The sequence below is a fragment of the Lysobacter sp. HA18 genome (assembly GCF_054057595.1).
The window spans coordinates 362,602-375,575 of the sequence record NZ_JBSRZL010000001.1 but is presented as its reverse complement, the minus strand read 5'-3'; the positions used below and the strand labels follow the sequence as shown (position 1 = coordinate 375,575).

At 67.1% G+C, this 12,974-nt stretch carries 9 protein-coding genes; 6 read left to right on the top strand and 3 right to left on the bottom strand.

Features of this window, described 5'->3' with window-relative positions; genetic code table 11:
- The first annotated feature begins 35 nt into the window (after positions 1-35).
- Both ACVWWW_RS01805 and hemF read left to right on the top strand, forming a co-directional pair.
- A complete protein-coding gene (locus ACVWWW_RS01805; RefSeq protein WP_027082275.1) occupies positions 36-425 on the top strand; it encodes a tautomerase family protein in 390 nt (129 codons plus the stop codon).
- Positions 426-528: 103 nt separating this feature from the next.
- Entirely contained in the window at positions 529-1,467 is a 939-nt protein-coding gene (gene hemF / locus ACVWWW_RS01800) for an oxygen-dependent coproporphyrinogen oxidase (protein ID WP_036141574.1), read from the top strand.
- On the opposite strand, the gene ACVWWW_RS01795 is transcribed toward hemF, so the two are convergent.
- Positions 1,414-2,250, bottom strand: a complete 837-nt coding sequence (locus ACVWWW_RS01795) for a ceramidase domain-containing protein (protein WP_081671977.1) — start codon at positions 2,248-2,250, stop codon at positions 1,414-1,416. The two genes, hemF and ACVWWW_RS01795, sit on opposite strands and share 54 nt — an antisense overlap.
- A gap of 428 nt (positions 2,251-2,678) precedes the next feature.
- A complete protein-coding gene (gene polA / locus ACVWWW_RS01790) occupies positions 2,679-5,435 on the bottom strand; it encodes a DNA polymerase I (protein WP_027082277.1) in 2,757 nt (918 codons plus the stop codon).
- A 91-nt stretch (positions 5,436-5,526) separates the two neighbouring features.
- Here polA and ACVWWW_RS01785 point away from each other — a divergent pair, with 91 nt between their 5' ends.
- Together ACVWWW_RS01785 and ACVWWW_RS01780 are read left to right on the top strand one after the other, a co-directional pair.
- Positions 5,527-5,826, top strand: coding sequence for a DUF2782 domain-containing protein (locus ACVWWW_RS01785; RefSeq protein WP_027082278.1), 300 nt, complete (start codon positions 5,527-5,529; stop codon positions 5,824-5,826).
- A gap of 43 nt (positions 5,827-5,869) precedes the next feature.
- Complete coding sequence (locus ACVWWW_RS01780; protein WP_027082279.1) at positions 5,870-6,484, top strand: hypothetical protein; 615 nt, start codon at positions 5,870-5,872, stop codon at positions 6,482-6,484.
- A gap of 6 nt (positions 6,485-6,490) precedes the next feature.
- On the opposite strand, the gene uvrD is transcribed toward ACVWWW_RS01780, so the two are convergent.
- The gene (gene uvrD, locus ACVWWW_RS01775) at positions 6,491-8,668 is read right to left on the bottom strand and encodes a DNA helicase II (RefSeq protein WP_027082280.1); all 2,178 of its coding nucleotides are present in this window, start codon (positions 8,666-8,668) and stop codon (positions 6,491-6,493) included.
- A 126-nt stretch (positions 8,669-8,794) separates the two neighbouring features.
- Here uvrD and ACVWWW_RS01770 point away from each other — a divergent pair, with 126 nt between their 5' ends.
- On the top strand, positions 8,795-11,053 hold the full coding sequence (locus ACVWWW_RS01770) for a S9 family peptidase (RefSeq protein ID WP_051234862.1): 2,259 nt from the start codon (positions 8,795-8,797) through the stop codon (positions 11,051-11,053).
- A gap of 67 nt (positions 11,054-11,120) precedes the next feature.
- On the top strand, positions 11,121-12,917 hold the full coding sequence (locus tag ACVWWW_RS01765) for a DUF885 domain-containing protein (RefSeq protein WP_027082282.1): 1,797 nt from the start codon (positions 11,121-11,123) through the stop codon (positions 12,915-12,917).
- Positions 12,918-12,974: the final 57 nt, after the last annotated feature.

The window sequence follows — 12,974 nt, the reverse complement described above, 5'->3', positions numbered from 1 at the left end:
ATGCACCAACCCTTCGCTTCCGGAACGCTAACGCCATGTCGCAAGTGAAGATCTACGCCCATCGCGATGCACTGACGCAGCGGCGCCGCGAGCTTTCGGATGCGATACACGCAGCCGTGGTCGATGCACTCGGCATGCCGCAGGACAAGCGGTTCCACCGGTTCATCGCGCTCGACGCCGACGACTTCATCCATCCGGCCGATCGCTCGCGGGACTACACCATCGTCGAGATCTCGATGTTCGAAGGGCGCTCGCCCGAGGCGAAACGTCAGCTCATCACCAAGCTGTTCGCCGGCATCGAGCAGCGCTGCGCGATCGCACCTCAGGACGTCGAGATCACACTGTTCGAAACGCCGAAGGCGAACTGGGGTATTCGCGGTGTGCCGGGCGACGAGCTGACGCTTGGGTACCGGGTGGACGTCTAGCGGAGGCAGGCCGCACCCTCGCCTGCGCGCCTAACGCCGCTGCAGCCGTCGCAACGCACGCAACTGAAGAACCACGAACGCGCGCGTCGATAGAATCGGCCGTATGACCACGCCCCTACCCGCCCTCGATACCGTCCGCGACTACCTCACCGGCCTGCAGGACCGCATCTGTGCGGCGATCGAGCAGGCGGACGGGAGCGCTCGGTTCTTCGAGGACCCGTGGACCAAGGATCCCGACACGTCGCTGATCCAGGGCGGCGGGCGCACGCGGATCCTGCGCGACGGCGCGGTATTCGAGCAGGCGGGTATCGGATTCTCCGACGTGTCGGGCACCAAGCTGCCGCCGTCGGCGACGGCGACGCGTCCGGAACTCGCCGGCGCATCGTGGCGCGCGGTCGGTGTGTCGCTCGTATTCCATCCGCGCAATCCGCACATGCCGACCACGCACGCGAACGTGCGCCACTTCCGCGCGGAGCGCGATGGCGAAACCGTGGCGTGGTGGTTCGGCGGAGGATTCGATCTGACGCCGTTCTATCCGGTCGACGAGGACGTGCTGCAGTGGCACCGCGTCGCGCGCAACCTGTGCGAACCGTTCGGCGGCGACGCGCGCTACGACGCACACAAGCGCTGGTGCGACGAGTACTTCTTCCTCAGGCATCGCGACGAGACCCGCGGCATCGGCGGGCTGTTCTTCGACGACCTGCACGGCGACTTCGACGCCGACTTCGCCTACATGCGTGCGGTCGGCGACGGCTTCCTCGATGCCTACCTGCCGATCGTCGAGCGTCGTCGCGACACGCCGTACGGCGAGCGCGAGCGCGCATTCCAGTTGTATCGCCGCGGGCGCTACGTCGAGTTCAACCTCGTGTTCGACCGCGGCACGCTGTTCGGCCTGCAATCGGGCGGCCGTACCGAATCGATCCTGATGAGCCTGCCGCCGCTGGTGCGCTGGGAATACGGCTACGTGCCCGAGGCGGGCTCGCCGGAGTCACGCCTGTCGGACTACCTGCGCCCGCGCGACTGGGTATCCGAACTCGGCTGACGCGTCGGCACCGCGCGCACGCGACTGGGCATCCGAACTCGGCTGACGCGTCGGCACCGCGCGCACGATGCACGCGGCCGCGAGCGCGGCAACCACATGCTTGAGCGCGTGACCGCTCATGTCGCCGAGCGTGGAATACACCTGCGCGTCGAACTGCTCGAGCGCCTTCGCGAGCGCATAGCCGACCAGCGCTGCGACGAGCCATCGCGTATCCAGCCAGCGCGACGGACGCAGCAGCAGGATCAGCGGGACGAGCAGCATCGGCAGGAACTGCACGAGCACGTAAGGGCGCAGGTCACCCGCGCCGAAGCGTTCGGTGACGTTCCAGTACGCGACCGATGCAACGCCGAGTACGAGCAATGCCGCGAGGCCGCGATGACGCACGTCGTCGACCACGCGTTCGTCGAGCAGCAACGCGAAGAACGCCATGAAGGCGATCGTCATCGGCAGGCGGTCGCCGACCAGCGTGGTGTTCGACGGCGCCCAGTGATACGCGCCGGAACCGAACGCGACCGCAGCGACGCCGATGCAAAGCGCGATGTAGCCGGCGCGTGTGCGATCGACCGCGAGACGCGGCACGCGCATCAGCCCGTATGCACCGACCAGCAGGAATGGCAGGTTGGACACCACGTTCCAGAAGTTCGGGACGCCCGCGATCGTGCGGGTGTCGGCGAAGTGGTGGTAGCCGGAGTCCTGCGGGATTGGGCCGTGCAGTGCGAGTGCGACGACGGCCGCGAGCGTGATCAGCAGCAGGAGCGCGCGGGTGACGTCGAGTCGGGACATGCGGTCGGGGCCATGGACGGTCCGGCATCCTAACGGCCGCTTGCGCATCACGCGGCGTCGCCGAATCGCGGGCAATAAAAAGCCCCGCAGGCAGGGGGGGCCGGCGGGGCTGGGGAACGGGGTCTGGGGAGGGACCTTACGTTCCGAGATCGCTCCAGGGGAGGGGAGGATCAGCGTCGGACGTTGCATCCGGCGCAGGTGTATGAAAACACCGGGAACATGCACGAAAAGTGAAGACTTCCGTTAGCTGCCCGTAAAAGTTCAGGGTCGATTCATTGCTTCGGCGCCGTTCGTCGGTAAAGCGTGACAGTCGCCGAAGAATGCATGTTGCAGCGTCCGCAGGCGACCTCTGCAGCGTCGCTTTCACGTTGCCACCGATGCGCCAGCTTGGTGCATTACCGGCGCATGGCAACGTGAAAAAGCGGCGGCTAGTGGGCCTGGTCCCAGTTGAGCCCGATGCCGGCATCGACCTCGAGCGGCACCTTCAGTTCGGCGGCCGCCGACATGCGGCGCTTCACCTCGTCGACCAGCGTCGGCACGAAGCCCTCGTCGACCTCGAACACGAGTTCGTCGTGCACCTGCAGCACCATCAACGCCTGCTCGGCATGGCCCGCCAACCAGCCGTGGATGTCGATCATCGCGCGCTTGATGATGTCGGCCGCGGTGCCCTGCATCGGCGCATTGATCGCGGCACGTTCGGCGCCGGCCCGCAGCGACTGGTTCCGCGCGGCGATGTTCTCCAGGTACAGGCGACGGCCGAACACGGTTTCGACGTAGCCCTGGTCGCGCGCCTGCTGCCGCGTGCGGTCCATGTACTCGCGCACGCCGGGATAGCGCGCGAAGTACAGCGCGATGTAGTCCTGCGCTTCGCCACGCGAGATGCCGAGCCGCGTCGCCAGCCCGAACGCGCTCATGCCGTACATCAGGCCGAAGTTGATCGCCTTGGCCGCGCGACGTTCGCCGGGCTCCACCGTGTCGACAGTCTTGCCAAACACTTCCGCGGCGGTCGCGGTGTGCACGTCGACGTTTGACGTGAACGCGCGCAGCAGCGCCGGATCTTCGGACAGGTGCGCCATGATGCGCAGCTCGATCTGCGAGTAATCGCAGGCGACGATGCGGCGGCCCTGTGGCGCAATGAACGCGGTGCGGATGCGACGCCCGTCCTCGGTGCGGATCGGGATGTTCTGCAGGTTGGGATCGCTCGATGCAAGCCGACCCGTCGCCGCGCCGGCCTGGTGATAACTCGTATGCAGACGATGCGTGCGCGGGTTGAGCATCTCCGGCAGCTTGTCGGTATACGTGCCGCGCAGTTTCGCGAGGCCGCGATAGTCGAGGATCAGCCGCGGCAGTTCGTGCTGGTCGGCGATCGCTTCGAGCGCGGCTTCGTTGACCGACGGCGCGCCGGTCGGCGTGCGCTCGGTCGCAGGCAAGCCGAGCTCGTCGAACAGCAACGCACCGATCTGCTTGGGCGAATCCATGTTGAACGTGCGACCGGCGACTTCCGTCGCACGCTGCTGGATTTCCAGCATGCGTCGGCCCATGTCGGCCGACTGGCGACGCAGTTCATCGGGATCGATCATCACGCCGTTGGCTTCGATGCGTTCGAGCACCGGGATCAGCGGAATCTCGATATCGCGATACACGCCGTCCAATGCAGGCACATCGCGCAACTTCGGCGCGAGCACGCGATGCAGGCGAAGCGTCACGTCGGCATCTTCAGCGGCATAACGCGTGGCGTCGTTGAGCGCGACCTGCGAGAACGGAATCTGCTTGGCGCCCTTGCCGGCGACATCGGCGTATTTCACCGTGTCGTAGCCGAGGTACTTCTTCGCCAGCGAATCCATGTCGTGGCGCGTGGCGGTCGCATTGAGCACGAAGCTCTCGAGCATGGTGTCGTCGTGATAGCCGCGCACGTCGACGCCATGACAGCGCAGCACGTGGATGTCGTACTTGCCGTGCTGGCCGAGCTTCTTCTTCGATGCGTCCGACAGGATCGGGCCGAGCGTGCGCAGCACCGTCGCCTTGTCGAGCTGCGCGGGCGCGCCGGGATAATCGTGGCCAACGGGGATGTAGCAGGCCTTGCCGGGCTCGACCGACAGACTCAAACCGACGAGGTTCGCGCACAACGCATCGAGCGAATCGGTTTCGGTGTCGAACGCGAATTCGTCGGCATCGCGCAGGCGCTGCGCCCAGACGTCGAGCTGTTCCTGCGTCATCACCGCTTCGTATTCGCCCTTCGCCGCGAGCGCGGGATCGAGCGCTTCGATCGGCGCGACCTGCGCGGCGACACCGCGACTGCCCGGCGACGACGGCGCGGCCGCCGCACCACCTTCGAGCTCACGCAGCGATTGGCGCATGCCGTAACGCGTGAACAGTTCGCGCAGCTTCTCGTGGTCGCGCTCGCGCAGCGCGAGCTCCTGCGGCGCGAGCGGAAGTTCGCAGTCGGTCTTGATCGTGGTGAGCGTGCGATTGAGCGGCAGTCGGTCGAGCACGCGCGCAAGGTTCTCGCCGATCTTGCCCTTGATCGCCGATGCGTTCGCGATGACGCCGTCGAGCGTGCCGTATTCGGCAAGCCATTTCGCAGCGGTTTTCGGGCCGCATTTCTCTACGCCCGGAATGTTGTCGACCGTGTCGCCCATCAGCGCTAGGTAGTCGATGATCTGGTCCGGCCGCACGCCGAACTTCTCGATCACGCGCTGCGTCGAGTCCATGCGGCTGCCGCTCATGGTGTTGACCAGCGCGATGCCGCGGCCGTCGACCGGGTCGCGCACCAGCTGCGCGAAATCCTTGTCGGACGTCGATACGGTGACGTCCAGGCCTTCGTCGAAACCGCGCAATGCGAGCGTGCCGATCACGTCGTCGGCCTCGACGCCGTCCTCGCGCAGGATGGTGATGCCCAGCGCCTGCACGATGTGGCACAGCGGCTCGACCTGCGCACGCAGGTCGTCGGGCATCGGCGGTCGCTGCGCCTTGTATTGCGGGTCCAGTGCGTCGCGGAAGGTCGGGCCCGAGGCATCGACCACGTAGGCAACGTAGTCGGGCTTCTCCGCCAGCACGGCCTTCAGCATGTTGACCACGCCGAACAGCGCGCCGGTGGGCTCGCCGTGCTCGTTGGTGAGCGGCGGCAATGCGTGGAATGCGCGGTAGAGGTAACTGGAACCGTCGATCAGCACGAGCTTCTTCATGCGGCGATTGTAGGCCGCGCCCGTCGCGTGCCCTGAGCCGCGCGTTCACGCGCAGGCGGCCGTATGCTGGGCGCCCGTCCGGAGGTCCGCCATGCGCCGTTTCGTCCCGCTCGTCCTGGGTTTTTCGATGCTCGCGGGCTGCGCGTCCATGTCGGCGCCGGCCGATGACCCGACCGCCGCACTGCACGATGCCGACGTCACCACGCACACGCTCGACAATGGCGACACGGTGTCGGAATACCGCGTGGCCGGCCTGCTGCGCGTGGTCAAGATCGTGCCGAAGACCGGCGTGACCTATTACCTGACGGACGACGACAACGACGGCCGGCTGGATCACCGCCGTGGCGATGGCCCGATCAATCCGGTGCAATACACGATCTTCAAATGGTGAACGCGGCGCCGGAGCGCGCCGCCTTGTCGAAAGGAGCATGCCGATGAATGCAGTTGCCGCACCCGCATCGAAGTCGCTGACCGTCGCCCCGTGGGCGCTTCTGGTGCTCGCCTGGATCGCCTTCTTCGTGCCGGTGCCACGGCTCGCGCTGTATGTCGGCGTGCCGCTGGCGGTGATCGCGGCAGTGCTCTCGTTAATGGCGATGCGCCGGCGCGGCCTGCGTGCGGGTATCGCGCCGCTGCTGGCGGCTGTCGTTGTGTCGCCGGCGCTTTACGTCGCCGCCGGTTCGATGCGCGCCAAAGCCGCCCCCGACGTCCCGCCGCGCCTGCCGTTCGTGCGCACCGCCGCAGCATTCCGCCCGACGTTCACCGCTGTCGAGATCGCCGGCGAATACACGGGCGACCACGCGCAGGCCGACTCGCAGTTCAAGGACCCGCTGCTGGTCACCGGCGTGCTGAGCGACGTTCGCATCGACGGCCCCGGCGCGCCGGTCGCGCACTTCGCGGCGGGCTCGTTCGCACCGGTCGAACTGCGCGGCATGCCGCGGGATTTCGCCGCGACGATGTCGCCCGGCCAGCAGGTCATCCTCGCCTGCGACCGCGTGCATATCGACGGCACGACCGTTGCCGCCGAACACTGCGCCAAGGCGCCGCAGTAAGTCGACTTAGATCTTCTGCAGGTTGGCGAAGGCGGCCACCAGCCACTTGCTGCCGACGTCGTCGAAGTTCACCTGCACGCGCGCATGCGCGCCGCTGCCCTCGACGTCGGTCACCGTGCCGGTGCCGAACGTGGGATGTCGCACCGAGGCGCCGAGCGGCATGGCCGGTGTCTCGGTGAGGCTGTTGTCGGTGCGCCGGTTGCCGGCGCCGTAGACGGGTCGCGACACCTGCACCTTCGGCCGCACTTCGTTGACCAGTGACGATGGGATCTCGCGCAGGAAGCGCGACGGCATGCCGTACATATCCATGCCGTGGATGCGGCGCGCTTCGGCATAGCTGAGCACGAGCTTCTCGCGCGCACGGGTGATGCCGACGTAGGCGAGGCGGCGTTCTTCTTCCATGCGCCCAGCCTCTTCGGCCGAACGGTTGTTCGGGAACAGGCCTTCTTCGAGGCCGACCAGGAACACCAGCGGGAACTCCAGGCCCTTCGCGCTGTGCAGCGTCATCAGCTGCACGCCGTCCTGGTCGGCACGTGCCTGGCCTTCGCCGGCTTCGAGCGACGCGTACGACAGGAACGCGACGAGCTCCGGCAGTTCCGGCTCCTCGTCGTCCTCCTCGCGATAGTTGAAGCGCGAGGCGACCGACACGAGTTCGTCGAGGTTGTCGACGCGCGAATCGAGCTGGCCCTTCTGCTCGCGCGCGTAGAACTCGCGCAGGCCGGAGCGCAGCAGTACGTGGTCGATCTTCTCGGGCAGCGTGCGTTCGGCGCATTCGACCTGCAGGTCGTCGATGAGCTTGAGGAACGTGGCCAGCGCATTGCGCGCGCGTGCCGCGAGCCCGGTGCCAGACGCGAGCTTCACCGCGGCGACCGCGAGCGGGAAGCCCTCGGTGCGCGCGACGCGACGCACTTCGTCCAGCGTGCGCTCGCCGATGCCGCGTGCAGGCGTGTTGACCGCACGCTCGAACGCGGCGTCGTCCGCGCGGTTCGCGATCAGGCGCAGGTAGGCGAGCGAATCCTTGATTTCCGCACGCTCGAAGAAGCGAAGGCCGCCATACACGCGGTACGGCACCTGTTCGCCGATCAGCACTTCTTCGAATGCACGCGACTGCGCATTGCTGCGATAGAGGATCGCGGTGTCGCGATAGCTGCCGCCCGACTGCACCCATTGCTTGGCGCGTTCGACGACGAAGCGTGCTTCGTCGATCTCGTTGTACGCCGCGTAGAGATCGATGGGATCGCCGCCACCAACATCGGTCCACAGCTTCTTGCCGAGGCGGCCGGGGTTGTGCGCGATGACCGCATTCGCGGCGTCGAGGATGGTCGAAGTCGAGCGGTAGTTCTGTTCGAGGCGGATCGTCTTGGCGTCGTTGAAGTCGCGCAGGAACTTCTGCACGTTCTCCACCTTCGCGCCGCGCCAGCCGTAGATGGCCTGGTCGTCGTCGCCGACCACGAACACCTGCCCGGTGTCGCCGGCGAGCACGCGGATGAAGGCGTACTGGATGTCGTTGGTGTCCTGGAACTCGTCCACCAGGATCTGCTTGAAGCGATTGCGGTAATGCGACAGCAGTTGCGGCGAGTCGCGCAGCAGTTCGTGCGCGCGCAGCAGGAGTTCGGCGAAGTCGACGAGCCCGGCGCGGTCGCAACGCTCCTGGTACGCGGCGTAGATGCGACGCATGGTGTCGGTCCATTCGTCTTCGCCGCCCTGGATGTTCTGCGGCCGGCGGCCTTCGTCCTTGCGCGCATTGATCCACCACGCGGCCTGGCGTGGCGGGAACTTGGTGTCGTCGAGCTCCAGCGCCTGCAGCACGCGCTTGACCAGCCGCAGCTGGTCGTCCGAATCCAGCACCTGGAAGCTTTCCGGCAGGTTCGCCTGCTGGAAGTGCAGGCGCAGCAGACGATGCGCGAGGCCATGGAACGTGCCGAGCCACATGCCGCGCACGCCGCCGGCAAGCTGCATGTCGACGCGGTGGCGCATCTCGGCCGCCGCCTTGTTGGTGAAGGTGACGGCGAGGATGCCGTGCACCGGCACGCGTTCGACCTCGTTGAGCCAGGCGATGCGATGGGTGAGCACGCGCGTCTTGCCGGAACCGGCACCGGCGAGGACGAGGTAGTGACCGAGAGGCGCGCAGACGGCCTCGCGCTGCGCGGGATTCAGCGCGTCGAGAAGGTGGGAGACATCCATGACGACAGTTTACGGGCCGCGCGTCGCACGGCCTGTTCGCGATCGAGGCTTCGAGGCGTGAAGGATTCCTCGTCGAAGCGGCCGTGGCGCGCCCTACACTCGCCCGACTCTCCGAACGCGCCCGCCATGAACCGACTCCGGCTTCGTGCTGTCCTCCCCGCCCTCCTCGTGACCTTCGCCTTGAGCCTGCCGACCGCTTCCGCCGAGACCCCGCCTTCGAAACTCACGCTCGAAGCGCTCGCCGGCGATGCACCGCTGTCCGGCCCGAGCCTGGTCAAGCCCAAGATCTCGCCGGACGGCACGCGCGTGACCTTCCTGCGCGGCAAGGATCGCGACCGCAACCGCCTCGACCTCTGGGCCTACGACATCGCCAGCGGCACCAACAAACGCCTGGTCGACGCCGACGACGTGCTGCCTGGCACCGAAGTGTTGAGCGACGAGGAAAAGGCGCGGCGCGAACGCCAGCGCATCTCGGCGTTGAGCGGCATCGTCGACTACCAGTGGTCGCCCGACGGCCGATCGCTGCTGTTCCCGCTCGGCGGCGACCTTTATCTGTACGACCTGTCGAAGTCCGGCAAGGGCGCCGTGCGCCAGCTCACCCACAAGGAAGGCTTCGCGACCGATCCGAAGATCTCGCCCGCCGGCAAGTTCGTCAGCTTCGTGCGCGTCCGCAACCTGTGGGTGATCGACCTCGCCTCGGGCCAGCAGCGCCAGCTCACGTTCGACGGCGGCGGCGCGATCGCCAATGGCGAAGCCGAGTTCGTCGCCGACGAGGAAATGGATCGCCACACCGGTTACTGGTGGGCGCCGGACGACAGCTCGATCGCGTTCGCACGCATCGACGAATCCAAGGTGCCGGTGCAAAAGCGCTACGAGGTCTATCCGGACCGCACCGAAGTCGTCGAACAGCGCTATCCGGCCGCCGGCGATACCAACGCATCGATCCAGCTCGGCGTGATCGACCCGACCGGTGCAAAGAAGGAACCGCGCTGGATCGACCTCGGCAACAACCCGGACATCTATCTCGCGCGCGTGAACTGGCGTGACCCGCAGCACCTCACCTTCCAGCGCCAGTCGCGTGACCAGCGCACGCTGGAGCTGATCGAAACCGACCTCGCCGCCGGCAAGCAGCGCACGCTCGCCACGGAGCATTCGAAAACGTGGGTGCCGCTGCACGACGCACTGCGTTTCCTCAAGGACGGCAGCTTCCTGTGGAGCAGCGAGCGCACCGGTTTCGAACACCTGTACGTCGTCGACAACGCCGGCAAGGCGCGCGCGCTGACCTCGGGCGACTGGCCGGTCGACGACGTGCTCGCGGTCGACCAGTCCAACGGCTGGGTGTACTTCAGCGCCGGCCGCGAATCGCCGACGCAGTCGCAGGTCTACCGCGTGCCGCTCAAGGGCGGCGCGATCGAGAAGCTGTCGAAGGAAGCCGGCTGGCATTCGGCGACGTTCGCCGCCAACGCCAGCGTCTACGTCGACAACTGGTCCAACCCGACCACGCCGCCGCAGCTGGTGTTGCATCGCGCCGACGGCAGCGAAGTCGCCACGCTGGTGAAGAACGATCTCGCCGACCCGTCGCATCCCTACGCGCCGTTCCGCGCCGCGCAGCGCCCGATGGAGTTCGGCACGCTCACCGCCGCCGACGGCAAGACGCCGCTGCACTACTTCGTCATCAAGCCCGAAGGTTTCGATGCGTCGAAGAAGTATCCGGTGGTGGTGAACGTGTACGGCGGCCCGGCGTCGCAAACGGTCAAGGAGACGTGGCAGCCCGACCTCAACCAGTACTTCGCGCAGCACGGCTATGTGGTGTTCTCGGTCGACAACCGCGGCACGCCGCGTCGTGGCGCCGCCTTCGGTGGCGCGCTGTACGGCAAGCAGGGCACGGTGGAAGTCGACGACCAGCGTAAGGCGCTGCACTGGCTGACGTCGCAGCCGGGCGTCGACAAGGATCGCGTCGGCGTCTACGGCTGGAGTAACGGCGGCTACATGACGCTGATGCTGCTGGCGCGCGGCGAAGGCGACTACACCTGCGGCGTCGCAGGTGCGCCGGTCACCGACTGGGGCCTGTACGACACGCACTACACCGAGCAGTACATGGACCTACCGAAGAACAACCCGGCTGGCTACAAGAACGCTCGTGTGCTGGAACACATCGACGGCCTGGTCGGCCCGAACGCGCCGAAGCTGCTGCTGATCCACGGCATGGCGGACGACAACGTCATGTTCACCAACTCCACCGCGCTGATGAGCGCGCTGCAGCAGCGTGGCCAACCGTTCGAGCTGATGACCTACCCGGGCGCCAAGCACGGCCTCAAGGGCAAGGACCTGCTGCATCGGCTGCGCATCACCGACGAATTCCTCGGCCGCTGCCTCAAGCCCTGACGTGACCTTCGGCGCATGGCCGCCTGCCGGCGGCGCGCCATGCTCGGCTGTCTTCCGGAGATCGACCATGCACAAGCCGCTCGTCCTCGCCCTCACCCTCGCGCTGTCGGCGCCGGGCCTCGCACTCGCCGCACCCGCGGCGCCCGCGCCCGCGGCGAAAGCCGCGCCGAAGCCGGCGCCCGCCTGGGTCGCGCGCAGCAATGAATACGCGCAGATCCTGCTCAAGGCGCAGGGCCCGTTCCAGCCCGAGCAGCTCTCGTTCTTCGGCGTGCCGGGCTTCGACGACAAGGTCTTCGACTACGGCCCGAACTTCCCGGCGCGCTATCGCGACGCGATCGCCAAGGCACGCGACGAGCTGAAGGCGAAGCTCGCGGTCGAGAAGGATCCGAACGTCCGCCAGGATCTCGAGATCCTGGTGCAGGCCGCCGACGATTCGATCGAAGCCAGCAGCATTGGCGAGAAGATGACGCGCCCGTGGCTCGACGTCGGCCAGACGGTGTTCGGCGGCCTGCAGGGGCTGCTGTCGGACCAGACCCCGGCCGCGCGCCGCGCGATGGCGGTCAAGCGCCTGCAGGCGTACGCCGGCATGACGCCCGGCAGCACGCCGCTGACCACGCTCGCGCGCCAGCGCTACGAGGAGCGCGCGCAGGCCGGGCTGGTGCAGCCGACGCAGGTCGAAGTGCAGCAGTCGCTCGACAACCTCGAGACCTACCGCAGCGGCATCAAGCAACTCTTCGACAAGTACAAGCTCGATGCGGGCCCCGCGCTTGCGCAGTTCGACAAGCAGCTCACCGATTACGCCGCGTGGACCAAGTCCACCGTGCTGCCGACCGCGCGCACCACGTATTCGCTGCCACCCGAGCTGTACGCGTTGTCGCTCAAGGGCGTGGGCATCGACATCGATCCGCGCACGCTGATCGAACGTGCGGAAATGGAATTCGCCGAGACCCGCAACGCGATGCAGCAGATCGCGCCGCTGGTGGCGAAGGCGCACGGCTGGACCGACACCGACTACATCGCGGTGATCCGCCAGCTCAAGAAGACGCCGATCGCCGACGACAAGATCGAATCGCATTACCGCACGGTGGTGATGCCGGAGCTGGATCGCCTGATCGCCGCGAACCGCGTCGTCACCCTGCCCGACCGCCCGATGCAGATGCGCGTCGGCACGCCGGCGGAAAACGCGTCGCAGCCCGCGCCGCACTTCCTGCCCGCGCCGCTGGTGGGCAACACCGGCCAGCAGGGCGTGTTCGTGCTGCCGCTGTCGAACCCGAATGCCGGCGCCGACGGCCCGTACGACGACTTCAACTACCCGGCCGGCGCGTGGACGCTGAGCGCGCACGAAGGTCGCCCGGGCCATGAGCTGCAGTTCACCGCGATGGTCGAGCGCGGCATCTCGCTCGCGCGCACGCTGTATGCGTTCAACTCGGTCAACGTCGAAGGCTGGGCGCTGTATGCCGAAGCCGAGATGGTTCCGTACGAGCCGCTCGACGGCCAGCTCATCGCGCAGCAGCTGCGCCTGCTGCGTGCGAGCCGCGCCATCCTCGACCCGATGATCAACCTCGGCCTGACCGATCGCGACACGGCCTTCGCGTGGCTGGTCAACAAGGTCGGCCTGTCGAAGGCGATGGCGCGCCAGGAGATCGATCGCTATTCGGTGAACTCGCCGGGCCAGGCCGGCAGCTACTTCTACGGCTACTCGCAGCTGATGCAGCTGCGCACGGAAACCGAGATCGCGCTGGGCGACAGGTTCGACCGCAAGAGCTTCAACGACTTCCTGCTCGACCAGGGCCTGCTGCCGCCGAAGCTGCTGGCCAAGGCCGTGCGCGAGCAGTTCGTGCCGCAGCAGAAGGCGAAGAAGTAAGACGGATCGCGTTACCCGTCGAAACGAAAACGCCCGCAGAAATGCGGGCGTTTTTTA

Excerpts from the sequence above, each read along its gene's own strand:
- ACVWWW_RS01795 (WP_081671977.1), bottom strand. The coding sequence starts at position 2,250 with ATGTCCCGACTCGACGTCACCCGCGCGCTCCTGCTGCTGATCACGCTC.
- ACVWWW_RS01785 (WP_027082278.1), top strand. The coding sequence starts at position 5,527 with ATGCGCCGTTTCGTCCCGCTCGTCCTGGGTTTTTCGATGCTCGCGGGC.
- ACVWWW_RS01765 (WP_027082282.1), top strand. The coding sequence starts at position 11,121 with ATGCACAAGCCGCTCGTCCTCGCCCTCACCCTCGCGCTGTCGGCGCCG.
- hemF (WP_036141574.1), top strand. The coding sequence starts at position 529 with ATGACCACGCCCCTACCCGCCCTCGATACCGTCCGCGACTACCTCACC.
- polA (WP_027082277.1), bottom strand. The coding sequence starts at position 5,435 with ATGAAGAAGCTCGTGCTGATCGACGGTTCCAGTTACCTCTACCGCGCA.
- ACVWWW_RS01780 (WP_027082279.1), top strand. The coding sequence starts at position 5,870 with ATGAATGCAGTTGCCGCACCCGCATCGAAGTCGCTGACCGTCGCCCCG.
- ACVWWW_RS01770 (WP_051234862.1), top strand. The coding sequence starts at position 8,795 with ATGAACCGACTCCGGCTTCGTGCTGTCCTCCCCGCCCTCCTCGTGACC.
- ACVWWW_RS01805 (WP_027082275.1), top strand. The coding sequence starts at position 36 with ATGTCGCAAGTGAAGATCTACGCCCATCGCGATGCACTGACGCAGCGG.
- uvrD (WP_027082280.1), bottom strand. The coding sequence starts at position 8,668 with ATGGATGTCTCCCACCTTCTCGACGCGCTGAATCCCGCGCAGCGCGAG.